Annotated in this window: 23 protein-coding genes, 1 tRNA gene and 1 pseudogene; 5 read left to right on the forward strand and 20 right to left on the reverse strand. The window is 27.5% G+C overall.

Annotated features, from left to right (window positions below):
- Window positions 1-35 precede the first annotated feature (35 nt).
- The gene (locus ABHC41_RS02580) at window positions 36-974 is read right to left on the reverse strand and encodes an ROK family protein (protein ID WP_195236826.1); all 939 of its coding nucleotides are present in this window, start codon (window positions 972-974) and stop codon (window positions 36-38) included.
- Between the two features lie 248 nt (window positions 975-1,222).
- On the opposite strand from ABHC41_RS02580, the gene ABHC41_RS02585 reads away from it, so the two are divergent.
- Entirely contained in the window at window positions 1,223-1,765 is a 543-nt protein-coding gene (locus ABHC41_RS02585; protein ID WP_195236825.1) for a hypothetical protein, read from the forward strand.
- 107 nt (window positions 1,766-1,872) lie between these two features.
- On the forward strand, window positions 1,873-3,060 hold the full coding sequence (locus ABHC41_RS02590; protein ID WP_092927158.1) for a cyclopropane-fatty-acyl-phospholipid synthase family protein: 1,188 nt from the start codon (window positions 1,873-1,875) through the stop codon (window positions 3,058-3,060).
- 125 nt (window positions 3,061-3,185) lie between these two features.
- On the opposite strand, the gene dnaJ is transcribed toward ABHC41_RS02590, so the two are convergent.
- From dnaJ to gpr, 10 genes are all read right to left on the reverse strand, one after another.
- Complete coding sequence (gene dnaJ / locus ABHC41_RS02595) at window positions 3,186-4,340, reverse strand: molecular chaperone DnaJ (RefSeq protein WP_166504913.1); 1,155 nt, start codon at window positions 4,338-4,340, stop codon at window positions 3,186-3,188.
- Between the two features lie 148 nt (window positions 4,341-4,488).
- The gene (gene dnaK / locus ABHC41_RS02600) at window positions 4,489-6,327 is read right to left on the reverse strand and encodes a molecular chaperone DnaK (RefSeq protein ID WP_166504912.1); all 1,839 of its coding nucleotides are present in this window, start codon (window positions 6,325-6,327) and stop codon (window positions 4,489-4,491) included.
- Between the two features lie 156 nt (window positions 6,328-6,483).
- A complete protein-coding gene (gene grpE / locus ABHC41_RS02605; RefSeq protein ID WP_207741676.1) occupies window positions 6,484-7,041 on the reverse strand; it encodes a nucleotide exchange factor GrpE in 558 nt (185 codons plus the stop codon).
- A gap of 18 nt (window positions 7,042-7,059) precedes the next feature.
- A complete protein-coding gene (gene hrcA, locus ABHC41_RS02610) occupies window positions 7,060-8,076 on the reverse strand; it encodes a heat-inducible transcriptional repressor HrcA (protein WP_092927166.1) in 1,017 nt (338 codons plus the stop codon).
- Window positions 8,077-8,175: 99 nt separating this feature from the next.
- Window positions 8,176-9,318, reverse strand: a complete 1,143-nt coding sequence (gene hemW, locus ABHC41_RS02615; RefSeq protein WP_271892029.1) for a radical SAM family heme chaperone HemW — start codon at window positions 9,316-9,318, stop codon at window positions 8,176-8,178.
- A gap of 149 nt (window positions 9,319-9,467) precedes the next feature.
- Window positions 9,468-10,784, reverse strand: a complete 1,317-nt coding sequence (locus ABHC41_RS02620) for an amino acid permease (RefSeq protein WP_271892030.1) — start codon at window positions 10,782-10,784, stop codon at window positions 9,468-9,470.
- 177 nt (window positions 10,785-10,961) lie between these two features.
- A complete protein-coding gene (gene lepA, locus ABHC41_RS02625; protein WP_166504910.1) occupies window positions 10,962-12,767 on the reverse strand; it encodes a translation elongation factor 4 in 1,806 nt (601 codons plus the stop codon).
- Between the two features lie 132 nt (window positions 12,768-12,899).
- Window positions 12,900-13,160 carry a hypothetical protein gene (locus ABHC41_RS02630; protein WP_271892031.1) on the reverse strand — a complete coding sequence of 87 codons (261 nt, stop codon included), beginning with the start codon at window positions 13,158-13,160 and terminating at the stop codon, window positions 12,900-12,902.
- A gap of 9 nt (window positions 13,161-13,169) precedes the next feature.
- Window positions 13,170-14,111: a stage II sporulation protein P gene (locus ABHC41_RS02635; protein ID WP_271892032.1), complete on the reverse strand. Its 942-nt coding sequence runs from the start codon at window positions 14,109-14,111 to the stop codon at window positions 13,170-13,172.
- Between the two features lie 12 nt (window positions 14,112-14,123).
- Window positions 14,124-15,080, reverse strand: a complete 957-nt coding sequence (gene gpr / locus ABHC41_RS02640) for a GPR endopeptidase (RefSeq protein ID WP_271892033.1) — start codon at window positions 15,078-15,080, stop codon at window positions 14,124-14,126.
- A gap of 279 nt (window positions 15,081-15,359) precedes the next feature.
- Between gpr and rpsT the strand changes: the two genes are divergently transcribed.
- Window positions 15,360-15,626, forward strand: coding sequence for a 30S ribosomal protein S20 (gene rpsT / locus ABHC41_RS02645; protein ID WP_092927179.1), 267 nt, complete (start codon window positions 15,360-15,362; stop codon window positions 15,624-15,626).
- A 148-nt stretch (window positions 15,627-15,774) separates the two neighbouring features.
- On the opposite strand, the gene holA is transcribed toward rpsT, so the two are convergent.
- Window positions 15,775-16,827: a DNA polymerase III subunit delta gene (holA, locus tag ABHC41_RS02650; protein WP_092927181.1), complete on the reverse strand. Its 1,053-nt coding sequence runs from the start codon at window positions 16,825-16,827 to the stop codon at window positions 15,775-15,777.
- Window positions 16,790-18,061, reverse strand: a complete 1,272-nt coding sequence (locus ABHC41_RS02655; RefSeq protein ID WP_271892034.1) for a ComEC/Rec2 family competence protein — start codon at window positions 18,059-18,061, stop codon at window positions 16,790-16,792. Before ABHC41_RS02655 ends, holA begins: the two co-directional genes overlap by 38 nt.
- A gap of 611 nt (window positions 18,062-18,672) precedes the next feature.
- Between ABHC41_RS02655 and ABHC41_RS02660 the strand changes: the two genes are divergently transcribed.
- Complete coding sequence (locus ABHC41_RS02660; RefSeq protein WP_176698705.1) at window positions 18,673-20,319, forward strand: EAL domain-containing protein; 1,647 nt, start codon at window positions 18,673-18,675, stop codon at window positions 20,317-20,319.
- Between the two features lie 228 nt (window positions 20,320-20,547).
- Here ABHC41_RS02660 and ABHC41_RS02665 read toward each other — a convergent pair whose 3' ends face one another.
- Both ABHC41_RS02665 and ABHC41_RS02670 read right to left on the reverse strand, forming a co-directional pair.
- Entirely contained in the window at window positions 20,548-21,705 is a 1,158-nt protein-coding gene (locus tag ABHC41_RS02665) for a GNAT family N-acetyltransferase (protein ID WP_195236820.1), read from the reverse strand.
- A 1-nt stretch (window position 21,706) separates the two neighbouring features.
- Window positions 21,707-22,612, reverse strand: coding sequence for a phosphatidylglycerol lysyltransferase domain-containing protein (locus tag ABHC41_RS02670; RefSeq protein WP_092927189.1), 906 nt, complete (start codon window positions 22,610-22,612; stop codon window positions 21,707-21,709).
- Window positions 22,613-22,801: 189 nt separating this feature from the next.
- Here ABHC41_RS02670 and ABHC41_RS02675 point away from each other — a divergent pair, with 189 nt between their 5' ends.
- Window positions 22,802-23,644, forward strand: coding sequence for a ComEC/Rec2 family competence protein (locus ABHC41_RS02675; RefSeq protein WP_195236819.1), 843 nt, complete (start codon window positions 22,802-22,804; stop codon window positions 23,642-23,644).
- A 55-nt stretch (window positions 23,645-23,699) separates the two neighbouring features.
- Here ABHC41_RS02675 and ABHC41_RS02680 read toward each other — a convergent pair whose 3' ends face one another.
- From ABHC41_RS02680 to ABHC41_RS02700, 5 genes and pseudogenes are all read right to left on the reverse strand, one after another.
- Window positions 23,700-24,032 carry a helix-turn-helix domain-containing protein gene (locus ABHC41_RS02680; protein WP_092927193.1) on the reverse strand — a complete coding sequence of 111 codons (333 nt, stop codon included), beginning with the start codon at window positions 24,030-24,032 and terminating at the stop codon, window positions 23,700-23,702.
- 188 nt (window positions 24,033-24,220) lie between these two features.
- Window positions 24,221-24,833 (reverse strand): annotated as a pseudogene (locus ABHC41_RS02685) (FAD-dependent oxidoreductase).
- Window positions 24,834-24,852: 19 nt separating this feature from the next.
- The gene (gene trxA / locus ABHC41_RS02690) at window positions 24,853-25,170 is read right to left on the reverse strand and encodes a thioredoxin (RefSeq protein ID WP_092927195.1); all 318 of its coding nucleotides are present in this window, start codon (window positions 25,168-25,170) and stop codon (window positions 24,853-24,855) included.
- Between the two features lie 145 nt (window positions 25,171-25,315).
- A complete protein-coding gene (locus tag ABHC41_RS02695; protein ID WP_092927197.1) occupies window positions 25,316-26,023 on the reverse strand; it encodes a tRNA threonylcarbamoyladenosine dehydratase in 708 nt (235 codons plus the stop codon).
- A 348-nt stretch (window positions 26,024-26,371) separates the two neighbouring features.
- A tRNA-Sec gene (locus ABHC41_RS02700) sits at window positions 26,372-26,468 on the reverse strand.
- Window positions 26,469-26,631: the final 163 nt, after the last annotated feature.

The raw sequence follows: 26,631 nt of genomic DNA on the forward strand, positions 1-26,631 counted from the left end.
TCTTAAGATTTATTTTTAGATAGTTATGTTTATTTTTAACTTAAAAATGCTGCTCCTATTATACCCGCATCGGCTCCTAAATTTGCACATACTATGTCTGCAAATTCATTGTTTTTGAATACAAGCTGCTCTCTTACTAATTCTTTTAATCCAGGAAGTATAATGTCACTAGCTCCTGACACTCCTCCACCTAGTGATATTATATCTGGGTCTAATGTACTTACCATATTAGCTATTGCCTTAGATAAGTAAAGTTTAAATCTATTTATAGTTTCTACTGCCACTTCATCATTTTCTCTATAAGCATCAAACACTATTTTAGCATTTATATCTTCTGCATTACCATTTGCCATATCTAATATTATACTTGCTCTTCCTTCATTTATTAGCCTTTGTGCATACTTTATTATGGCTGTTGCCGAGCAAAAGGTTTCTAAACACCCGTTATTTCCACAATTACAGTCAAAGTAATTCTCACCTATTATAACATGTCCTAGTTCAGATCCCATACCATGTGCACCTGAAAATGCTTTACCGTTTATTATTATTCCACCGCCTACACCAGTTCCTAGTGTATACATAACAGCACAATTTTTTCCTTTCATACTTCCTGATTTAGCTTCTGCCAATGCTGCAACTGTTGCATCGTTTTCAGCATACACATCAACTTCATTAAATCTATTTTTTAAAGACTCTATAAAATTAACGTCTTCCCAACCTAAGTTTACAGCAGTCGCCATACCTTGTTTGTTTATAAAACCTGGTACACCAAATCCTATAGACTTTATATCTCTCATGTCTAAATTATTTTCTTTTAGTAATCCCCTTACTAAATGTTCTATATCATTCATAACATTTTCAAATCCATTTGAAGAATTAGTCTTACACTCTTTTCTAAAAAGTATTTCACCGTTTTCATTAACTATCCCTGCTTGTATTCCTGTTCCTCCAATATCTACTCCTACAAAATACATGCTTCTCCTCCTTAGTAAATCTAATCATAACATGGTAATTTTTTAACTTAATTATATTATAAATGCTACTTTAATTTAATTCTATCTTATATTATTAATTTTTTTACCAAAATTTAAATTATTTATTTTTTTCTAAAAATACCTTCCTTTTCAATTGAAAATATAATCTAAAAAACATTTTCTTTATTATATATTTCTAATGATTTATACTATATAGTATATATAATAACAACTTAAGGGGGTTTATTATGGAAAGGTTTGAGACATTAAATTTATTTAAAGATATACAAAAAGTATCAGATGTGTATAAAAATTTACAACTTAAAGATGATAATAAAGAAATAGAAGACAATAAAAAATTAAATTCATTACTTGGATTTTATAAGGAAAAGATGGATGATATAACAAACCGCTCTAATCTTTTATTAAAACAAACTAAAGATGAATTAAAAGATAAAAGTTCTAAAGATATACATAAAGTTTTAGTAGATTTAAATACTTTCTCACTTCAAAAACTTAAATCTGTAAAAGGTGCGAATATAGATTCAACTACTGTTATGGCAGTAACTCATGCTACAGTTGATGAACTTAATCTTATAAATGAATCTATAAGAAATAAAGAGTATTTAAACGATAAATATACATACTTTTATATTTATGAAAAAGTTTTATTAAATGCATTCATAACATTCCTGGCTTTAAAGGAGATGGATATGAATAAAAAAACTATCTCAGACCTTTCTCAGGGTATATTTACCCAACTTCAAACATTAGCGATAATATCTATATAAAATTAAAAAAATAGCAATGTATTTAAATATATTTCTATTTTTTATATAATATTTTGTTTTCATATGGTAATTTTTGGGTATGGTTTTTATAGAGGTGAAAAATTATTATGAACAGCATAGACAAAATATTTATAAAAGAATTTCTTTCAAAACTTGACTCAAGTACATTTGAGGTAAAACTTTGGGATGGAGAAGAATTCTTAATTGGGCAAGATGAGCCTAAGTTTAAGGTTTACTTTAATAAGCCAATTAGTAAAAAAGATTTATTAAATAGTACATCGTTGGCTTTAGGGGAAGCATACATGAAAAAAGATATTGATATTGATGGTGATTTACTACTAGTCTTAGATGCTTTATTTAGCTGTCAAAAAGAACATTTTCATACTAACTTTGCAAAATTATCAAAACTATTCCATAAAGCAGGAAATGAAAAGAATCAAAAATTAGAGGTTTGTTCTCACTATGATATAGGAAATGATTTCTATAGCCTTTGGCTAGACGATACTTTAAGTTATTCTTGTGCTTACTTCGAAAATGATGATGATACTTTATACCAAGCTCAAATGAACAAAATACATCATATTTTAAAAAAATTAGATCTATCAGAAGGTGAAACTTTACTAGATATAGGATGTGGTTGGGGATATCTTCTTATAGAAGCCGCTAAGAAATATAAAATTAAAGGAACTGGTATTACACTAAGTGAGGAACAATATAAAAGATTTAATGAAAGAATAGTAGAGGAAGGACTTCAAGACTATTTACAAGTAAAACTTATGGACTATAGAAATCTTGAAACATCTGGTATGATGTTTGATAAAATTGTAAGTGTTGGTATGTTAGAACATGTTGGTCGTGAACACTATGATTTATACTTTAAAAATGTAAATAGTGTATTAAAACCTAAAGGGTTATTCTTATTACATTATATAAGTGGTTTAGTTGAATCTCCTGGCGATGCTTGGATTAGAAAATACATATTCCCAGGTGGAGTTATTCCTTCACTACGTGAAATTATAGACTTACTTCCTAAATATAATTTTTATACATTAGATGTTGAAAGTTTAAGAAGACATTATACTAAAACTTTAGTTGAGTGGTATAAAAACTTTGATAAACAAAGAGATGTTGTAGAGGATATGTTTGATGAAGAATTCGTAAGAATGTGGGACTTATACCTTTCTTCTTGTGCTGCTTGTTTTAATAATGGAGTTATAGACCTACATCAGATCTTAATGAGCAAAGGTGTTAATAATGAAATAAGTATGACAAGAGAATATATTTATAAAGATTAAAAAATGAGTAAATTTTATTCTATAATTTTTTAAATTATATTATGAAATGTGTACATTTTAAAAAAAAAGAGACATAGTTTAAACTATGTCTCTTTTATCTTTTGTTATATTTACTTGTTTATAAATTACTTTCTTTTAAACATGTCTTCTATTTTTTGTCCAAAAGTCTTTTTCTTTTCGTGAACATCTTCTCCACATTCTTTAGCAAATTCTCTTAGTATTTCTTTTTGCTTTTCATTTAATTTCTTAGGAGTATCAACTATAACCTTAACATATTGGTCACCTCTTGAGTTACCTCTAAGTCTTGGTATACCTTTTTCTCTTAGTCTAAATACAGTTCCAGTTTGAGTTCCTTCTGGTATTGTATACTTAACTTTTCCATCTAGTGTTGGAACTTCTATTTCATCTCCTAATGCAGCTTGAACAAATGTTATTGGCATGTCAAAGTATATATCAGTTCCTTCTCTTGTAAATAATGGATGAGGTTTAACATTAACTATTATATATAAATCTCCTCTTGGTCCACCTTTAGATCCAACTTCACCTTGACCTGATAATTTTATCATTTGTCCATCATCTATACCTGCTGGTATATCAACTTCTATAGTCTTAACTTTTCTATTATATCCCTTACCGTGACACTTTGGACATGGTGATTCTATAACTTCACCCTCTCCATTACAAGCACTACAAGGTCTGCTTGATGCTATGTTACCAAATGGAGTTCTTTGAACAGTTCTAACTTCTCCTGTACCATTGCATGTTGGACAAGTTTTCTTAGATGTTCCTGGCTTAGCTCCGCTTCCATGGCATTCTTCGCACTCTTCACTTCTATTTATCTTTACAGATACTTTCTTTCCAAATGCAGCTTCTTCAAAGCTTATACTAACACTTTGTTTTATATCTGCTCCACGCTCTGGACCTCTTCTTCTGGCTCTACCACTGCTAAATCCACCTCCGAATATATCACCAAACATGTCACCAAATATATCTTCAAATCCACCGAATCCTTGACCACCAAATCCTCCTTGGCCACCAAATCCTCCTTGACCGTTTACACCATCATGTCCGAATTGATCGTACATTTGTCTTTTACTATCATCTGATAATACTTCGTACGCTTCATTTATTTCCTTGAATTTTTCTTCTGCTTCTTTATCACCAGGATTTCTATCTGGGTGATACTTCATAGCAAGTTTTCTATATGCTTTTTTAAGGGCTTGAGCATCGGCACTTTTATCTACACCAAGCACCTCATAATAATCTCTCTTAGCACTCATTATTTGTCACCACCTTTATTATTACAAAATAATAGCTTGTAGAATATCATACTACAAGCTATTATTATTTTTAAGTATTAGTATATAACTATCTACTTATGAAAAGATACTCTTTTCTATTATATATTAAACTATATATTTTCGTAACCTATTTTTCGTCATTTACTTCTGTGAAGTCAGCATCTACAACGTTATCGTCTTGAGCACCTTGACCAGTTTCGCCACCCTGAGCCCCAGCCTCAGCTTGTGCTTGTTGATACATCATTTCAGAAACCTTATGGAATTTGTTCATAACTTCATCCATAGCTTTTCTTATTTCTTCACCTGTTGACTCTTCTTTATCTTTAACTGCCTTAAGTTCAGCTATTGCAGCTTCTATAGCACTCTTATCTTCAGCGCTTACTTTGTCACCTAATTCATTTAAAGTTTTTTCTGTTTGGTATATAGTTGAATCAGCTTGGTTTAATGCTTCTATTTTATCTTTCTTTTGCTTATCAGCTTCAGCATTCATTTCAGCTTCTTTAACTTTCTTTTCTATTTCTTCTTCACTTAAATTAGTTCCAGAAGTTATAGTAACTTTTTGCTCTTTTCCAGTTCCTAAGTCTTTAGCAGTAACGTGAACTATACCGTTAGCATCTATATCGAAAGTAACTTCTATTTGAGGTATTCCTCTTGGAGCTGGTGGTATATCAGTTAATTGGAATCTACCTAAAGTAGTGTTATCATATGACATACTTCTTTCACCTTGAAGAACATGTATATCAACAGCAGTTTGGTTATCAGCAGCAGTTGAGAATACTTGTGACTTCTTAGTTGGTATTGTAGTGTTTCTTTCTATTATTTTAGTCATTACGTTACCCATAGTTTCTATACCTAATGATAATGGAGTAACATCTAGAAGTAATAAATCATTAACATCTCCAGATAATACACCTGCTTGTATAGCAGCACCTGCAGCAACACATTCGTCTGGGTTTAATCCTTTGTGTGGCTCTTTTCCTATGAATTTCTTAACAGCTTCTTGAACAGCTGGTATTCTTGTAGAACCACCAACTAATAATACATCATCTATATCAGAAGTTGAAAGACCTGCATCTTGTAATGCCCTTCTTGTTGGTTCCATAGTTTTTTCTACTAAATGAGCAGTTAACTCATCAAACTTAGCTCTTGATATATCCATAGTTAAGTGTTTTGGACCTTCAGCAGTAGCTGTTATGAAAGGTAAGTTTACATTAGTTGTCATTGTTGATGATAACTCTTTTTTAGCCTTTTCAGCAGCTTCTTTTAATCTTTGAAGAGCCATATTATCATTTCTTAAGTCTACACCTTCAGCTTTTTTGAATTCTTCAGCTAAGTAGTCTATTAATACTTGGTCAAAGTCATCTCCACCTAATCTGTTGTTACCAGCAGTAGCTAAAACTTCGAAAGTTCCATCTCCTATTTCAAGAACTGAAACGTCAAATGTTCCTCCACCTAAGTCAAATACTAATATTTTTTTATCTTGGTCTAACTTATCCATACCATAAGCAAGTGCAGCAGCAGTTGGCTCATTTATTATTCTCTTAACATCAAGTCCTGCTATTCTACCTGCATCTTTTGTTGCTTGTCTTTGAGCATCTGTGAAGTATGCTGGAACTGTTATAACAGCTTCAGTTACAGGTTGCCCTAAGTAGCTTTCTGCGTCTGCTTTTAATTTTTGTAAGATTATAGCTGATATTTCTTGTGGTGTATAATCTTTACCATCTATATTAACTTTGTAATCTGTTCCCATGTGAGTTTTTATTGATATTATAGTTCTATCTGCATTTGTAACAGCTTGTCTTTTTGCAGGCTCCCCTACTATTCTGTCTCCGTCCTTAGTAAATGCTACTACTGATGGAGTAGTTCTCATACCTTCTGCATTAGTTATTATTTGTGGTTCTCCACCTTCTAATACTGCTACACAAGAGTTTGTTGTTCCTAAGTCAATTCCTATTATTTTTCCCATGACCAAATTCCTCCTAAATAATTTTTTATGATTTTTATTCTATATAGAATTTAGTTATTATTTATTTTATATATTTAAATATCTAAGTTCTAATTTTGCTAGAACATAAGATATATTTTAGCTAAATTCTTAAACTTTATTGCTATTTATATCAAACTAGCAAGATACTTTAACCATACTTGGTCTTAATACTTTATTTCCTAGTTTGTATCCTTTTTGAAGTACCATTACAACCTTATTTGCTTCAACTCCATCAACACTTTCTTGCATTACTGCTAAGTGTAAATTTGGATCAAAGTCTGCATTTTCAGCTTCTATTGCTTCAACTCCATACTTTGTAAGTATTCCTTGAAGTTGCTTATATACTAAGTCTATTCCTTGGTACATACTTCCTTCTTTGTCATCACAAGCTTCTAAAGCTCTTTCCATACTATCGATAACAGGTATTATATCGTTTAGTATTTTTTCATTTGCAAATAATCCTATAGTTTCTTTTTCTTCATTTGTTCTTCTTCTATAGTTTGCATATTCTGCTTGAAGTCTTTGATGCTTATCATTAAGAGCCTCTAATTCTTCTCTTAATTTATTTTCTTCTAATTTGTCATTTATATCTGTAACATTGTCTTCTACAACTTCCTCAGTCGTTTCTTCAATTTCACTTGAAGTTTCTAATTCTTCTTTTACATTTTCTTTTTCTAAATTATTTTCTTGCAATATGTTACACCCCTTAATCTATTTTTTGTTAAAAATCAAACTCATATAATTAACAATTGTATAAATCTTAGCATAGTCCATTCTTGTAGGCCCTATAAAACTTATACGCCCTACTAGATCTCTACTTATATTATAAGTTGCTGTAACTATACTACAATCTTGCGCTAACTCAAAATCATTATCACTACCAATGATTATATTAACATTATCCTTCTGTATACCTTTTGACTTAGCCATACTAGATATCATTTCCTTATGTTCTAGCATATGTAAAAATGACTTGGCCTTAAGTACATCATTAAATTCGGGATAGTTAAATATATTAGTTGCTCCACTTAGTGAAATTGATGTATCATCATTGGTATCAAAATTTAGTGCATCTATTAATTCATCTATTAACACTGCATGTTCACTTATTTCATATTTTATAAATGCTATAAGTTTTTCATCTAAATCAACTATACTTTTTCCTGATAATTTTCTAGTTAGATTGTCAGAAATTATGTTTAATTTTGATTGATCTAAATGAGTGTTAGTAGCTAAATTTACATTTTTTATATCACCTTTATCTGTAACAACTATTAATAAAATGTTGTTATCACTCATACTAACTAACTGTATGTGTTTTATAACACTTTGATTAACTAAGTTTTTAGTAACAGCTACAGTTGTATAATTAGTAATTTCTGATAATAGCTTAGAAGTCTCATGAATTAAATCTCTTATATCATTAACATTTTTATTTATACAACTCTCTATTAAAATTTTCTCTTCGTCACTAAGTTCACTTTGACTCATAAGAGAATCTACATAAAGCTTGTATCCTTTCTCAGATGGAACTCTACCTGCCGAGGTATGTGGCTGGATTAAATATCCTAATTCTTCAAGGTCAGCCATTTCATTCCTTATAGTGGCAGCACTTACACCTAAGTCATGTTTTTTTGATATAGTTCGTGAGCCTACAGCCTCAGCTGTTTCTATATAATCTTTAACTATAGCTTTGAGGATCTTTAATTTTCTTTCATTTAATTCCATCACCTTCACTCCTCGCTGTTAGCACTCACTACTTTCGAGTGCTAAAAAGATTATATATATTATATATCATTTTATTTTATTCTTGTCAACACTTTCTAATTAATTTATGAATTCAACAAATACAGAATTTGATATTTCTCGTCCCTTTTGGGTAAGCTTAATACCTACTTTACTTTCTTTTATTAAGTCTTTATTTTTCAAATCCTCAATTTGCTTATTATATTTATTTTTGAATTCTATATTAAATTCTTTTTTAAAGTCTTCAAAATATATCCCTTCATTCATTCTAAGTCCCATAAATATTTTTTCTTGTATTTTATCTTCTATACTTAAATTTTCTAAATTACTTATAGGTTTTTCATTTTTTTCTATCATATTATGATACTCATCTAGATTTTCTACATTATTATATCTACTATTTCCTAGATATCCAGATGCCCCTGCACCTAACCCTATATAATGATAACACTTCCAGTATAGTATATTATGCTTACACTCAAAACCTGGCTTTGAATAGTTTGATATTTCATATTGATTGTACCCATTTTGTTTTAGGTAATTTATTGTGTGATTATACATATTTATATCTGTATCTTCATCTATAAGTTCAAATTCATTGTCTTCATACATATCATATAACTTTGTGCCCTCTTCTAATATAAGTGAATAAGCTGATATATGTGATGGGTTTAATGAAATAATTTTTTCTAAGCTTTCTTTCCATTCATCAATGTTATGATTTGGAAGTGCATACATTAAATCTACATTTATATTATCAAAACCAACATCTAAAGCTTCTTTATAATTTTTCTCAAACTCTTCATATGTATGAATTCTTCCTATTTCCTTTAGTTTATTATTTTGTACTGCCTGAAGACCTATACTTAATCTGTTTACTCCACACTTTTTCATAGTTTCTAATTTTTCTCTTGTTAATGTTCCTGGATTGCACTCCATAGTTACTTCAGCATTATCCTTTATATTGAAGTTCTTATAAATATTATTAAATATTTCTTCAATTTCATTAGATGTTAGTATGCTTGGAGTTCCTCCCCCTAAAAATATACTACATATTTCTTTTTCATAATTTTCTTTTTCTATATCTTTCTTATAAAGTTCCATTTCCTTTTTTAAATCATCTATGTATCTTTTCTTTAAGTTTACATCTAATTTGTATGAATTAAAGTCACAGTAGTTACACTTACTCACACAAAATGGAATATGTATATATAATCCTAACATTTATTTTTCTCCTATTCATATATTGCTTACATTATTAAATATATTTTACTATATTATAACAATATATATGTGATAGTTGTTATCTATTTAAAAACGCTTTATTAATTTAAAATAGATAAAAGGCACCTAAATGTAAAGATGCCTTTTACTTATCTTAATTTAATTTTATAAGAATATACTAGTAAACCAATAAGTGTAACTATTATTCCTCCTAATGAAACTAAAGTCATTGTTATTAATTGATTTATTATAACAAAAAGTCCACCTAGTATAGCAACAATAGGAACAATTGGGTATAATGGAACCTTATAAGGTCTTACCATATCTGGTTTTTCTTTTCTAAGCTTAACTACTCCATAGAAAGTAAATATATAAAATACCCATATTATAAATATAGTTAGATCACTTAACAGGTTAAATTGTCCAGATAAAGCATATATACATCCAAGACCGGCTATTAACCAAATAGAGTTGTATGGAGAACCACCTTTATTTAACTTAGAAAATATTTTTGATCCTGGTAATAATCCCTCTTTTGAAAGTACATATGGTACCCTAGGTGCTGTAAGTAAATATCCATTTAGAGCACCAAATACTGATATTAGTATACCTATGGATATTAATTTTCCACCTGTATTTCCAAATATTTTTTGTGCGACAAGTGCAGCTGGAGCTACTGATGTAGCAAGTTCTGATGCTGGCGCTACCCATAAATATGCTAAGTTTATCAGTATATATACAGCCATAACTATTGATAAACCTCCAACTATAGCTAGAGGTAAATTTTTTTCTGGACTTTTCATTTCACCAGCTATAGCTCCAACATTTATCCAACCATCATAAGCAAATAGTGTAGCTATTAATACTTGTCCTAAAGATCCTATGACAGTGGTTTCACCTCCTACTAATGGTGTTAATATTGGGTTTCCATTTCCTTTTATAAATCCAAATATTATTATAAGTATTAAAGGTAATAACTTACAGATAGTAGATACAGTTTGTATAAATCCACCAAAAGATGATCCTACTGTATTTAGCAAAGCTATAAATATTATTATTCCTAAAGATGCTGGTAAAACTACTACCATATTTTGCGGACCATACCCCATAAGTTCTGATACCTGTTGCGAAAATATAACTGCAAGCGCTGCAATAGTACCTGGAAAATATAATACTGTTTGCATCCATCCTGTCAAGAATCCTATTTTTTCTCCATATATTTCACTGAGATAAGTCATCATTCCACCAGTTTTAGGTATGGCTGCTGATATTTCAGCTGCAGTTAATCCTGCTGTAATAGTTATAATACCACCTAATATCCATGCTATTATACCAAGACCTGGTGCACCATTAGTTGCCGTGTATATTGCTTGAGGCTTAAAAAATACCCCAGACCCTATAACCATACCAACAACTGTTGAAAGAGCTGCTGATAGTCCTATAGTACTATTAAGCTTATCACTCATATATATCCTCCTTGTACTATTTATATTTATGATATTTTGTATACTTTGCATTTTTTAGTATTCCCAAGTTTTTATCTATTATTAGAATTTAGATACGAGGACAGGTTTTACACAATATTTTAGTTAATATGACTTATAATTAAAAAAGTCAAAGGAAAAATCCTTTGACTTTAATTATTATTCATCTAATTTTAATACTGACATAAAGGCCTTTTGAGGAACTTCTACAGATCCGATTTGTCTCATACGCTTCTTACCTTCTTTTTGCTTTTCAAGAAGTTTCTTCTTACGAGATATATCTCCTCCATAACACTTAGCTAAAACGTCTTTTCTAAGTGCACTTATAGTTTCTCTGGCAACAACTTTATTTCCAACAGCTGCTTGTATAGGAACTGCAAACTGATGTCTTGGTATTTCATTTTTTAGCTTTTCACACATAGCTTTACCTCTTGGATAAGCACGAGATTCATGTACTATAAAGCTAAGTGCATCTACTTGCTCTTTATTTATTAATATATCAAGCTTAACAAGCTTAGAAGGAGTGTATCCCTTAATTTCATAATCTAAAGATCCATATCCTCTTGTCCTAGACTTTAATGCATCAAAGAAATCGTAAACAACTTCATTTAGTGGTAAGTCATAGTGAAGCATAACTCTCTTTTCATCTATGTATTCCATATTTATCATTGTTCCACGTCTTTCTTGACAAAGCTCCATAACTGTACCGACATAATCTTTAGGGACTATTATATCACCTTTAACGATTGGCTCTTCTATCATATTTATTTCTGATGGTTCTGGTAAGTTTGTTGGATTTTGTATCATTACAACTTCCCCATCATTTTTAGTGACTCTGTATATAACAGATGGTGCTGTTGTTACTAAGTTTAAGTCATATTCTCTTTCTAATCTTTCTTGGATTATTTCCATATGAAGTAGCCCTAAGAATCCACATCTAAATCCAAATCCTAATGCAGCTGAAGTTTCAGCCTCAAATTCTAGCGCTGCATCATTTATTTGCATCTTTTCTAATGCATCTCTTACGTTTTCGTACTTTTCACCTTCACCTGGGTATATACCACAATAAACCATTGGAGTAGCTTTTTTATATCCTGGCATAGGTTCATCAGTTGGATTATTTGCATCTGTTATTGTATCACCAACTTGACAACTTCTTATATCTTTTATACTTGCAGCTATGTATCCAACATCTCCTGCAGCTAACTCATCAAGTTCTCTTTGACCAGGAGCCATAACACCAACTTCAGTTACTTCAAACTTTTTGTTAGTATTCATCATTTTTATAGTCATACCTTTTTTAACAGTTCCTTCATAAACTCTAACATACGCTACAACACCTTTATATGCATCGTAATATGAGTCAAATATTAAAGCTTTTAAAGGAGCATCTTTATCACCTTGTGGTGCTGGTACTTTTTCTACTATGGCTTCTAATACATCTTCTATATTTAGACCACTTTTAGCTGATATTAAAGGTGCATCACTTGCATCAAGTCCTATTATATCTTCTATTTCTGTTTTTATTTCATCTGGTCTAGCACTTGGAAGATCTATCTTATTTATAACTGGTAGTATTTCTAAGTCTTGATCTAATGCTAAATAAACATTAGCTAATGTTTGAGCTTCAACACCTTGTGCTGCATCTACTACTAATAATGCACCTTCACAAGCTGCTAAACTTCTTGATACCTCATAGTTAAAGTCAACATGTCCTGGAGTATCTATAAGATTTAAATAATATTCATTTCCATCCTTAGCCTTATAAACTAATCTAATATTTTGTAACTTTATAGTGATTCCTCTTTCTCTTTCAAGATCCATATTATCTAGTAATTGATCTTTCATTTCTCTTTCACTAACAAGTCCAGTTTTTTGTATTAATCTATCTGCTAAGGTAGACTTACCATGGTCTATATGCGCTATTATACTAAAGTTTCTAGTTCTACTTTGTTTACTGTCCACCTTTATTCCTCCTTTTTAATACTTAAAATTTTATTCTTATTTATCATAACTTTTATTTTATAATATATCCGCATTTATGTAAATAATAAGGACAAAAAATAAGACTTAAGTGCCTATAAGTCTTATTTTTTACTATATATTAAATTGAGAGATTAGTTTTTTAGTGTTATCTGAAAGTATCTCTAACTTATCTTCTATAAATTTTTTTAAATCTTTAATATTTTCTTCTATATTATATGTATCCTCACCTAACATACTTTTGGCACTTTGATTTATTGTAAATATACATACAAATAAATTTGCAGTCATAATCAATATAAATAGTACTTTACTTATGAATTTTCTTTTTCTTTTTTTTATTTTTTTTTGTATATTTCTTTCAACTCTACTCATACTTCAAGTCTACTTCTTTTCTTTAAAATATTCATCTAGTATATTAGCTATATATTTTACACTATTTTGAGCCTGTTCTAAGGTTGTCCCATTACTTCCTACTTCTATAAGAATATGATTATCAGCTACATACTGATTAAATTTACCATATGGTTTTTCTATTACTGGTAAAACTAAATCTGGGTACTTTTGTTTTGCAAAATTTGTAATATCATTAGCTAGTGCTCTTACTTCTTTTACATTTGGATTTCTTTGTCCAACTACAAATAAAAACTTAGCTACTTCTTCACCATTATAATTAGCAACCATTCTATTAGTTTCTTTATCTTTTTTTGCCTTTGTATCTAATGTTCTAGCATCTCTATGTAAGTCAATGGCTATATCTATGCTGTTATGTTCGCTCATTATGCTATTTATAGTCTTTAAACTATTTGAATAAGATGAGTTATAATCTGGAAAATCATGATACTTTGTACTATGAACTACACCCCATCCTTTTTTGTTTAATTCTTCTGTTAAAAGACTTCCAACAGATACTATCGACTTATTGTTATCTTGACATCTATAATTATTTTCTGGATAATCTGAATAACTTTCAGACGCATGAGAATGATATATCATCATTGTTGGTTTTTCTTTTGTTATTCTTATATTATTTGTGTAATTTGATGCTACTTCATTTGAAGTCTCTTTGCTTCCTTCTTCATCACTATTATTTTCTTCCTTTATAGTAGGTATATTTTCTTCTCCTATAAAGAACTCTATATATTCTTCATCTTTACTAGTGCTTTCTTTTTTTTCGTCTTCTTTTACTTCTTCTTTAGCCTCTGGATACGATGAATTCACTAAGAATTTTAGAAAATCATCTTTACTTATGGCATATGAGACTGTTGGTAAAATACAAATCAACACACATGACATGATAAATGTCTTAATGCGTTTATTAAACATATTTTCTCCTCCTTACTTGGTTATCCTCCCCGGATGAAGAGACCTATTTAAGCCCTCGCTTATTATTATAGATAGGTTTTCTATTGTTTCATCTATGTCTTTTGGTGTAACTATAAGATTTTTATCATACGGTTCTAATGATTCTTTAATAAGATGATACTTTTCTTCTTCTTTAAGCTTTTTTAACATATTATAGAAATTATCTGCATTCTCTGATTGATTTATAAGATTGTCTATTGCCAAATCTAATACATCACTAGTTAATGTTGCTGCATCTACTACTGTTGGAACTCCAATTGCTATAACATCTACGCCTAGATATTCTTTATTTAAAGCTTTTCTTTTATTACCGACTCCCCCTCCAGGAGATATCCCTGCTGTTGATATTTGAATAGTTTGATTTACTCTTTCCATTTTTCTAGATGCTAATGCATCTATTGCAATAACTCTGTCTGGTTTTATTCTATCTACTAATGACTTTACAGTTTCACTTGTTTCTATACCAGTAAGTCCCATTACCCCAGGGCTTAGAGCTGATACTTCTGTAAAATCATCATCATAATCCTTATTATAATTTTTAAATATATGTCTTGTTACTAAAGTCTTAGAAACTGACTTAGGACCTAAAGCATCTGATGTTATATTCCAATTTCCTAACCCTATAACTAATGTTTTTTTAGTTTTGTCAGTACCTAATATATCTACAAGTTCATCTTTTAAGTATGTTATAACCTCTTCTCTTGATTCATCATCATCAAACTTCATTAAATTGCTTTCTAATGTTACATATTTTCCTATTCCTTTATTCATTATTTCTGCGCCTTGTTCATTTATAATCTCAACTATTGTTACTGTTGCATTGTCTAATTCTTTTTTATCTAATTTAACTCCAGGTATTTCTTTTGGTTCTTGGCTTTCCTGAACTACTTCACTTGCTTCTAGCGCTAAATCTGTTCTTATATTAATCATACTAAACCTCCAGGTGTAATTTAAATGATACTTATAATTGTTGACAGTTTTTAGCATTTTAAAACCAAATCATATTTAAAAAGTTTAAATTTATAAATCTCTGAATATTTAATTTGGATGTTGTAAATTATTTTTATATAGGTTATAATCTAAAAAGTCAAAACAAAAAGATATTATAAACTTATAAATAATTATCCTTGATTTTTAGATTTATTTCTGTTAAAATCTAATATGTTGACGATGAATAAGATAATAAAGTAAACGAGGGGGTGAACCACGGTGGCAAACATAAAATCAGCTAAGAAGAGAATAAAAGTTATCGAAAAGAAAACTGCTTTAAATAGAGCTAGAAAATCTCAAGTTAAAACTGCAATAAGAAGATTCGAAGAAGCTGTTACTGCAGGAAACAGAGAGGAAGCTACTCAAAGATTCCAATTCGCTCAAAAGAAGATACAACAAGTAGCTTCAAAAGGAACTATACACAAGAACGCTGCAGCTAGAAAAGTTGCTAAGTTAGCTCAAAAGTTAAACGGAATGAACGCTTAATTAACCGTTTAAGTATAGATTTAAACCCTTGATTTATTTCAAGGGTTTTTTGTTTTGCTCAAAATTCAAAATTACCTTATAAAATTTCACCAATATATATCTAAATTTTTTATATAGAAATAAAAAATGAACCCTATTTAGAGTTCATTTATATTACATTATTAAATTCTCTTTTACAATATTTACTAACAAGCATCTCTACTGCTAATGTATCCCTAATTAACCCATTTTTTATCTTATAATCACATTCTAATATATAATTTAACATATCTATTATTATTTCATCTGAAAAGTTTCTACTTTGTTTTATAGCTTTCGTAGCTACAAATGGATGAATTTTCAGTTTTTCAGCTATTACTTTTGATGTGTACCCATCACTTTGTAATTTTCTTGATTGTACAACTACTTTAAACTGTCTTGCTATCATAGAAAATATCCCTAAAACAGATTCACCTTCATTTATCATATCGTTTAATATTTTCATGGCATTAGATGAATTTTTTTCACCTATATAATCTATTAACTTAAATATATCATTTTCTACCTTCTTTTGGGAAAGTTTATCTATTACTTCTCTACTTACAATATTTCCCTTTCCTACAAACGAACTTATTTTATTTATTTCATTTTCTAAATCCGATAATGTTTTTTCACTACTTTTATCTCTATATCCTTCTTGTTCTATAAAATACATTATCTCAGAGTTCTCTACTATTACATTATTGAGTTCAAATTTTTTTCTAACCCATTTAAATAAGTCCATATCAGATAATTTATCACAATTAAATACTATTCCTTTTTTATCTATCTTTTTTACTAGTGACTTTCTTTTATCTATATCCCCATATACTATAAATACTAAAACAGTTGTATCTGGTATATTATCTATATGGTCTATAAAATACTTTTCATCACTATCGCTAAAGTTCTTCTTTTTACCTTTTAATAATTCAAAATCTTTTACTATTACTATTTTTTTATCATCCATAAAAGGGAGTGTCTCTATAGAACTTATAACCTGATCTATAGCAGTTTCCCTTCCATCTATTATATCTAAGTTAAAATCAAGCATTCCTTCGCTTAAACTTTCTTTAAATACTTTTATTGCATTTTCTATTAAATAATATTCTTTTCCATAAAAAAGATATACATTTTCAAAGTTTCTATTTTTTATATTGCCTATAATATCCTTGTAATTCATTTGCCTGCTCCTTCATAACTTTCATTTCTCTATATATCATATATGAAAAAACTACAACATAGTAAATTATTACATATATCAAATTTGGATTTACAATCTCTAAATACAAAAAATCCAACTCACTTATTTTATTTAATATATAATATATATTATCTATTATAATATTATTAAAATACGCTATAAGCTTAGAAATACCCATGTTTACATTAAATAAAATTACACTTACAATACTCATATACATAATAATGCCTATAAAAGGAACTATTATAATATTACTAATTATTGAACTTATTGGTATTCCATTAAAATTATAATATATAATCGGTAATGTTAATATATTTGATGCTATAGTTATTGAAACTAAACTCATATTGATGCTCTTATTTATATATCCGTAAAAGTATATTATAGACAATGTAGAAAGAAAAGACAATTGGAAACTTATATTATATATAATATATGGGTTATTTATTACTAAAAATATGCCTATGAATGATAATGTACTTATACCATCTCTCTTCCTATCAGTAAATATGGATAAGTATAATATAGCAGTAAAAAATATAGCTCTAATTATAGATGGTGACTTATCAATCATCATAGAGTAAAGTGTTAGTAGAGATATAAGTATTATTAATTTATAATATTTATTAATTTTGCCTATTAAAATTGCTATAAAAACACATAAAATCCCCGTATGAAGTCCTGATATAGCAATTATATGACTTGTTCCTGTTCTTGAAAAAACTTCTTTTTGCTCACTAGTCATTTCATATTTTTCACCTAATATCAAAGAATTTATAAAATCAGAATTAACTTTGTATAAATATCTAGTTGTACTTCTTATATATATTTTTAATCTTCCTAAATATTTAAAAATCTTACTTTCACCTATAACTTTATAATCATTTAAATTTATTACTCCTTCATATCCATTGCTTCTCAAGTACTTACCATAATCAAAATCATCAAACTTCATACTATTTAGAGAATTAAATTTTCCATCTACATTTACTTTTAATCCAACCATAATATTTTTTCTCTTGGTATAATCTCTTACTAAGAATTTATCTATTATATATTCATCGTATTTCGCTTTTGTTTTTTTCCCTTTAACTATACCTATTAAATTTATATTAGATTTATCTTCATAAACATCTTCACAAAAAATATTAGTTATAGGGTATGACACTATTAATACTAATATAAATATTATAAGAAGCGGCCTTCTCATTTTTCCTCCTGCTGGTTTTTATCTTGATTATATTCAAATTTTATATTTTATAAACTAATTTCTTATAATTAACTTATACTTAATTTACTTACCGTTAGTTTCAGACTATTCTTCAACCAAGAAAATACATCTTTCCTCTAATATTTACATAGATTCAAATTACATAAAATTTAGTACTCATAAAAAATATACTAAAATATAGGTTAAAACCAAGCATTCTCAATAAAAATAAATAAATGATTTTTGAACTATCTATCAGTGATTTTTTATTTATAATAATGAAATTTCAAGTAAAGTTTTTAAATCGACAATATTATTGTAATATAACTAAAATATGAAATTAAATTACAAAATAAATAAAATATATGAAAATTTTTGTATGAAAGTGCTAAAATAAATATAAGGTAAAATAAGGTAAATAAAGGGTGATTAGTAAGAAATATATTTTAATAAATATAAAGTGCTTGATAGATATTAATTTTTAATATGGAGTAAATTAAAATGGGTGTAAAGCATATAAGAATTTTTATATAGTTAAATTAAGTAAAATACAAGTTTATGGTCACTACTTTATGAATTATATTTTTAAGGGCAAAAGGAGATTATTGACTATGGGAAAACACAAAATTAAAAGTATATTAATTTTAATTATAGTATTTTTAATAACTATATCAAGCTACAATACTTTATATGCCAATGAAAAAGATAGAACTGTAAAAGTAGGAGTGTATGATTTAGATCCATATTTTAATATAAAACCAAATGGTAAAGTAGAAGGTTATTACAAGGATATTTTAGACAAGATTATTTTTAATATAAATAAAAAATTGCCTATAAATAAAAAAGTAAAAGTTAAATATGTAAAAGGTAACATTCCTTCTTTAATTGAAGATTTAGAAGAAAATAAAATCGATATGATGATTGGACTTCATTACACCAATGAAAGAAAAGATAAGCTTATTTATTCTAAAGAAACTATAGGTACTGAACTATTAGGAGTTTACGTTAATAAAGATTATAAAGATATAAAATCTCTTAATAATAAGAAAGTTGCTTTTATAAAAAGTGAATATGAATCTAAATGGTTAATGGATGAGTTAAAAAGAAAAGGAACAAAGCCAATACTTGTATGGGGAGAAAATTTAGATCAAATAATAGATATGCTAAAAGATAAATCTGTAGTAGCAATTATAGCTCCTGTAAATCAAAAGAAATTAAGTAGATTTAAAAAAATCTATGAATTTTCACCAGGACCTGTATATATAACAGCATCAAAAAATAGCAAATGGATTATAGAAGAGATTGATAACTCACTAGAAAACTCTACTAAACATGAAAAAAATGAATTGGAAAAAATACACCTAAATTATTTTTTTAAAGGTATAAACTCAAAAGAAATAGTAACCTTATCTATTATAGCATCAACATGTATTTTATTTATATTGATAAAGCATATAATACCAGCTATAAAGATAAATAAATTAAGAAAAAATATAAAGGAAAACTTATCAAAAAATAGGTATAAACTTTATTATCAACCTATAATTAATCCTAAAAACGATAAGGTTGTAGGGTTTGAAGCTTTAATTAGATACATAAACCATGATGGAAAAATAATCTCTCCTTATTTTTTTATAAGTGATATTGAAAAATGTAATATGACAGAAGAATTATCAATATGGATATTTAAAACTGTATTAGAAGATTATGAATGGTTTAAGCTAAATACAAACTTAAAAAATGAGGAGTTTTATATTTCTATAAATATATCATACAATGAAATAAGGAGCAAAGAATTCTTAGAAAAAGTTAATTATATAATTGATAATGACAATGATTTTAAGTCGAAAAAAATTGTTTTTGAAATTGTTGAAAATATAGAATCAGGTAACTTTAAACAAATAAAAAGCGGAATGGAATTTTTGCAAAGTAAAAATATAAAAATAGCTGCTGATGATTTTGGTATTCAATATTCAAATCTAGATATATTATCTAAATTTGATTTTGATGTTGTTAAAATAGATAAATATTTTATAGATGAGATTAAAGAAGGTAATTTTAATTATGAGCTTATAATATTTTTAAGTAAAATTTGCAAATTATCTGGCACTAAGATAATCGCAGAAGGTGTTGAAAATAAAGAGCAAGTAGATATTATAAAAAATATAGATAGTGATAATATATTTATACAAGGATATTTTTATGCACAGCCTCAAGATAAAGAGGATATAGCTTTAATTAAAATAATTAAAGAATAAAATTTGATAAAACAACAATATAAAGCAAAAAGGAGCTGACAAAGTCAGCTCCTTTTCTATAATTAGATCTTCCCAATTTACACACTGGTATAGACATATTATCTATAATTCTAAGATTATGCTTTTATATCTAATTAATTTTTTTATTATCAAATTCATTCCATCTAAACCTTAGTAATCCATCTATTATATACTATTAAATATATTTAATATACAATTTAGCATCTTTTATACATATTCATTTATATAATTATCTTTCTTATCAAATATAGTTTTAAACAGCTTTATAACATTATCACTAGCTTTATTATTATTTATAATTAAAGCATCTTCTATGTCTATATATGAAAATCCTAACTGAGTCATTGTGTTTATGTTAAATGTAACATCAGCTTCAGATTGTATTTTTTCAACATAAATTCTTTTATTTTCTAATTTTATATTAAATATTCCATTATTTTCTTTTATAAACTTATCTTCAACTTCTATATTAGCACTTAAGATTAAGTCACTTTCTATATTTAAACTTTCTAAATATCCTTTTAAATTTATTATTCTTCCCATCATAAAAGGCTTAATTTTTATGTCTGACGTTTTAGGATTATCTAGTATAAATCTTATCTTATCATTTATAGGAGCTGATATAGTAACTTTCTTACATTGCGTATTATGATTATATATAAACTTAAGCATAGTTTTTAGAGAATCTATATTTTTATAATATATTTCTCTTACAAACATATTATCTCCATTTAAAAAATATATTATATATCCTTTTGCTTTTTCATCTTCATGAATATATATATGACCATTTTCACTTTTTACTTCTTTAAATAAGTTTTCATAGTATGCTTGATCTCTTTCTATATTTCCATTTGTATCCTTAAGAAAAGAATTACTTATATTTATTAAATCTTTAATGTTAGAATCCTTTGCTTTTATCATCTTTCCTTTTATTTTAAAGTTCTTTAATTCTTCTACATCTAAGTTATATTCTATCTGATCGTAACATTGTTCATATCCATATTTTCTATATAATCTATAATCAATAGGCATTAATATAGATACAAATTGACCTTTATTGTACATTTCATTAAGAGAAAATTCCATGATATTTTTCATATATCCCATCCCTCTTGCTTCTGGGAATGTTGATACTCCTACAACATATGATGTATCGTATATTTTGCTATTTAATTTTAACTTATATTGATTTAGTTGAAGAGAAGAAACTATATTTTCATCTTCTTCTATGACAACTGTATTATAATTTTTATATTTATAATTAAAGTAGTAATCTACGAAACCTTCTTCATCATTAAAACAATAATTCCATATATCTTTTATACTATCTATATCATTGTCTTTGGCATATCTTATATTCATATTATTTCTCCCTAACAGTATACTTTTCAACAAATTTACATGGGTGATATGATAATTTAGCTTTTCTAAGGCCTTCTATACCCATATCTTCTTCTCTATTTACAAATTCTACATCTGGAAATTCATTTACTATAAATTGTTGATTTATATAAGGATATAAGCCTCTTATATCTGGATTCGCTTTTTCTATATGAACTAGTGCCATGTTTTTATTTAAAAGTTCTCCTATTGTAAATGCCTCTAACTTTCCATCTACATATATACCAGCTATTTTTACTCTATCTTTTAGTATGTCATAGCTATCAAATATTTTTTTTATTCCTATTAACTCATCATCCATACCTTCATCAAATTCATTGTGTTCTTCCTTATTTATACTCCACTCTTTTAGTAAATTTAGACACTCCCCAAAGTTTTCTTTATCTAAAAGCTTATATTCAAATCTTCCTTCATATTCCTTTAAGAAGTAATTTATATGATTTCGCTTCTTTTGATTTTTTCTTCCCCCTAAAGTTCTTAAGCTCTCTCCTTCATATATATAATCAAATAAATCTCTTTCTTCTATATATTCAAATCTATCTTTAAAATCTTCTTTAAGTGCTTCTATTACCTCTTTTGTTACACCCCTTAAATATATTTTCTTATTTTCTTTTTCAAAATATTCTATAACAAAATCTATAACTTTGTTTAAATTCTCTTTTTTAGTTAATGGTAATATAGAGAAACTATCTCCTTCGTATTCACCAACTAATACTGCGAAATCTTCTTGTGTATAATAACTTGTTTTGTAAACATGTTGCCACATATATAATGTAGCAAAACAATACTCACATGCTTCATAGTCTACCAAATCAAAATATGGATCTAATTCCTTTTTTGCATTTATATCTATTTCTTTAAAAAACATAACTTCCTCCTGTTTACTATCTTCTGTATAATCTTGACTTTCATAATTTTTATCTATGTATAACTTTAAAAATCTCTAAAGTTGAATTTTTCTTTATTTTTTTGTTTAAAATCTTAACATAATAATCAATATTAACTTATATTACCCAAATTATTTTTTAATAAACATTTAAGTGAGGTGGTTTATCACTTGAGAAGTATAATTTTCTCGCTAATACTTATTATAATATCACTTTTATCTGGTTGTGACAAAGTTTCTCATTTAGAAATTCATATTATCGATGTTGGACAAGGCGATAGCATTCTAATCCAAACACCATATAATAAAAATATCTTAATTGACGGTGGAGACGAAGATAGTGATAACATAGTCAAAAGATATCTCAAAAAACAAAATGTAGATGTTATAGACTATTTAATAGCTACACACCATGATTCAGACCATATCGGTGGTCTTGATAACATAATTAATAACTTCAAAGTTAAATCTATTTATATGCCTGAATATAAGCATGATTCAACTTCCTACTCAAACTTAATATCAGCATGTTCTAATAAAAATCTATCTATAAATTACCTGTATAAAAATGATACTTTGCATGTAGAAGATAATATAATTTTATCAGTGTTAAGTCCTTCTTTTATACAAAAAGATAGCAATTTAAATTCTATAGTATTTAAGCTATCTTACCTGAACAAATCATTTTTATTTACTGGTGATGCTGAAGAACCAAATGAAATTGATATTATAAATTCATTTGATATTAAGGATATAGATTTTTTAAAGGTAGGCCATCACGGCAGTAGCTCTTCAAGTAGTGATCTATTCTTAGATGAAGTTAATCCAGATATAGCTGTTATATCTTGTGGTTATAAAAACCAGTATGGACATCCTCACAGAAATATATTAGAAAATCTTTCTAATAAAAATACCCTAGTTTACAGAACTGACATTTTAGGTGATATTGTTTTTTATAGTGATGGAGACATTATCTACACTAAAAATAACTACGAATATAATACCCATAAATAATATAACAATACATTATATTTATATCAATTAGTTACTTTTTAGTAACTATGCAATTTTATTCTTCACAAGTTATGTGTTGATTACTCCACTCTATCATTTTTGCCATTACATTTAAAAGTGCTAACCCTGATTCGCTAAGATAATACGTAGATTCAACAGTATTTTTTATTAATTTTTTATCATTTATAATAATATTATTTTCTATTAATAAATCTAGCTGCTGGATTAGCATTTTCTTGCTACATTTATTCATCTTCCTTTGTAAATCACCAAATCTTACTTTATCATCTTGTATAGCCCATATAATTCCCCCAACCCATTTTTTACCTAATATACTAGCTAATGCTTCAACGGGGCAATCATATACCATATCACTTATATTGTACATTTTTTGTCCTCCTTATTAAATCTTTGTATATATTAAGTTATAATATTATTTCTATTTTGTCCAATTTTAATCTTTTAAATTTTACTTTAATTTATTTTAGATATTATCTCTTTAAATTTTTTAACGATTTAAATTTTTTTAATAATAAAAAAACCTATGGATAAGTAAATTATACCGTAGGTTTTTTATTATTTCTGTAAACTCATTTGGTTTATTCTCAATTTGTCTAAGTGAGATATTGCACTTGATACCGCCATTTGACCTTCTCCTGATGACTTTAGATATTGATATGGCTTACCTGCACAATCTCCAGCTGCATATAACCATTCTACATTAGTTTTCATTTCTCTATCTGCTTTTATATGAGGTCCTTCAACTTCTAACCCTGGTACCATATAACTTGGCGATACACTATCCTCCATAATAAATATACCATCTGCATATAGTTCTGTATTTTTTAGAACTAATTTATTAACTGTTTTTTCTCCTTTTATTTCTAAAGGTTTATCGTTAATTATTTCTATAGATGAATCTAGTGAATTAGTTAATTTATACATTGGTATATAATATATCTTTGAAGCTATTTCACTCAAGAAGTTTGCATCTTCTTCTCCTTCATGATTGTATCCTACTACTGCAACTACTTTATCTCTATATAATCCCGCATCACAAGTTTCACAATATCCTACACCTTTTACTAGATATTTTTCTTCACCTTTTATTTTTATTTCTTATTTTAGCATTTAATGCAGCAGCCATACCTGCTGATCCACTACCTACTATTGCTATATCATATCTCATATTACTTACTTTCTTATATTTATATATGTGATTTAACAATTTCTTCTAATTTTTGTTTTGGTATAAACCCTACTAATCTATCTACTTCTTTTCCTTCTTTAAAAACTATAACTGTTGGTACAGTATGTATCTCAAATTGTCTAGCTAATTCTAAACTTTTATCTATATCAACCTTTAAAAATTTTGCATCTTCTTTCATATCTTGTTCTAATCCTTCAAATATTGGTGATAACATCTTACATGGTCCACACCAAGTTGCAAAAAAATCTACCACTGTTGTTTCATTTGATAATTCTACCTCATTAACAAATTCTTCTGTATTTATTATTCTAGTCATTACATTATCTCCTTTGTTTATTTTGATAAATATACTATACCAACTATAGTTTCTTATAACAATTAGTTACTTATTTGTAACCACCTATAAATATAACTTTTTAAAAAATAAAAAAGAAGAACACAAAGCATTCTTCTTTTTTATGTTATTTATTTATTAAATCATTTATAACAACAGATGCTATAACTAGACCTCCAACAGATGGTACAAATGAAACACTTCCTGGTGTAACCTTTTTGCCATTCATTATTTTTTCTTTAAGCTCTCTTGGCTTTTCAGTTGAAAATACTACCTTTAATTTTTTTATTTTTCTATCTCTTAGTTCTTTTCTCATCACCTTAGCTAATGGGCACATAGTTGTTTTATGCACATCTGTAACTACTATTTTAGTTGGATCTAATTTATTTCCCATTCCCATAGAACTTATTATTTCAAGTCCCTTCTTTTTGCAAGTTTCTATTAAATGTATTTTAGAACTAACCATATCTATTGCATCTACTACATAATCATACTTTTCACTTAATAGTTCTTCACTTGTTTCTTCATTATATAAACTTTTTATAGCTTTTATATTTATATCTGGATTTATATCAAGTATCCTTTCTTTCATAACATCAACTTTATCTCTACCTACAGTTGAGTGTAGTGCTGGAAGTTGTCTATTTATATTAGTTATATCTACATCATCAAAGTCTACTATAGTAAGATTTCCTACTCCTGCTCTTGCTATAGCCTCTGCTGCAAAACTACCTACTCCTCCAACTCCAAATACTATTACATTTGAATTTTTTAGTTTCTCTATACCTTCTTGTCCTATTATTAGACCGGTTCTAGTTGTAAAGTTTTTTTCCATATCTTATTTCTCCTGAAATTATTTATTATTGTTTTAAAAAAATATATTCTACCAAGTTATATAATGAGATTTACATAAAATTTATAAATCTACCTTTTAACTTATTATTAGTTTCATCATTTAATCTTATTATTTATTTTTATACGATAACTGATTGTATTTTTTATTATGTTAAAATTAAATATAATGATAATTATAATTTAATTGTACGAATTTTAAAAGATATAAATAAAAATAATTCAATAAAACATAAAATCATTTTTATATTAAACATTTATATATATTTATTGTATAGTAATTTAATGTACTCTTATAATAAAAAAAGAACTCATAAGAGTTCTCACAAATTGGCGGGAATGCGTGGGAGTCGAACCCACCTAAGAGGCTCTTAACCCCTCATACTAGTTTTGAAGACTAGAGAGCACACCGGCACTCATCCATCCCCATATTAATCATTTAATAAAAATATCATATTTCTATGCATATTTTATTATATTGACATAAAAGTATTTTTAATACCTTAATAATTTGTAATTATACCATAAATATACTCTATTAACAATCTTTATGCAATATATTTTAATAAAAAATTAAGTTCATAGTTTATT

The sequence above is a fragment of the Romboutsia sp. 1001216sp1 genome (genome assembly GCF_039841805.1).
GTDB lineage: Bacteria > Bacillota > Clostridia > Peptostreptococcales > Peptostreptococcaceae > Romboutsia_C > Romboutsia_C hominis.

Coding starts and splice junctions, on each gene's coding strand:
- ABHC41_RS02580 (WP_195236826.1), bottom strand. CDS start 974: ATGTATTTTGTAGGAGTAGATATTGGAGGAACAGGAATACAAGCAGGG.
- ABHC41_RS02585 (WP_195236825.1), top strand. CDS start 1,223: ATGGAAAGGTTTGAGACATTAAATTTATTTAAAGATATACAAAAAGTA.
- ABHC41_RS02590 (WP_092927158.1), top strand. CDS start 1,873: ATGAACAGCATAGACAAAATATTTATAAAAGAATTTCTTTCAAAACTT.
- dnaJ (WP_166504913.1), bottom strand. CDS start 4,340: ATGAGTGCTAAGAGAGATTATTATGAGGTGCTTGGTGTAGATAAAAGT.
- dnaK (WP_166504912.1), bottom strand. CDS start 6,327: ATGGGAAAAATAATAGGAATTGACTTAGGAACAACAAACTCTTGTGTA.
- hrcA (WP_092927166.1), bottom strand. CDS start 8,076: ATGGAATTAAATGAAAGAAAATTAAAGATCCTCAAAGCTATAGTTAAA.
- hemW (WP_271892029.1), bottom strand. CDS start 9,318: ATGTTAGGATTATATATACATATTCCATTTTGTGTGAGTAAGTGTAAC.
- ABHC41_RS02620 (WP_271892030.1), bottom strand. CDS start 10,784: ATGAGTGATAAGCTTAATAGTACTATAGGACTATCAGCAGCTCTTTCA.
- ABHC41_RS02630 (WP_271892031.1), bottom strand. CDS start 13,160: ATGAGTAGAGTTGAAAGAAATATACAAAAAAAAATAAAAAAAAGAAAA.
- ABHC41_RS02635 (WP_271892032.1), bottom strand. CDS start 14,111: ATGTTTAATAAACGCATTAAGACATTTATCATGTCATGTGTGTTGATT.
- gpr (WP_271892033.1), bottom strand. CDS start 15,080: ATGATTAATATAAGAACAGATTTAGCGCTAGAAGCAAGTGAAGTAGTT.
- holA (WP_092927181.1), bottom strand. CDS start 16,827: ATGAATTACAAGGATATTATAGGCAATATAAAAAATAGAAACTTTGAA.
- ABHC41_RS02655 (WP_271892034.1), bottom strand. CDS start 18,061: ATGAGAAGGCCGCTTCTTATAATATTTATATTAGTATTAATAGTGTCA.
- ABHC41_RS02660 (WP_176698705.1), top strand. CDS start 18,673: ATGGGAAAACACAAAATTAAAAGTATATTAATTTTAATTATAGTATTT.
- ABHC41_RS02665 (WP_195236820.1), bottom strand. CDS start 21,705: ATGAATATAAGATATGCCAAAGACAATGATATAGATAGTATAAAAGAT.
- ABHC41_RS02670 (WP_092927189.1), bottom strand. CDS start 22,612: ATGTTTTTTAAAGAAATAGATATAAATGCAAAAAAGGAATTAGATCCA.
- ABHC41_RS02680 (WP_092927193.1), bottom strand. CDS start 24,032: ATGTACAATATAAGTGATATGGTATATGATTGCCCCGTTGAAGCATTA.
- trxA (WP_092927195.1), bottom strand. CDS start 25,170: ATGACTAGAATAATAAATACAGAAGAATTTGTTAATGAGGTAGAATTA.
- ABHC41_RS02695 (WP_092927197.1), bottom strand. CDS start 26,023: ATGGAAAAAAACTTTACAACTAGAACCGGTCTAATAATAGGACAAGAA.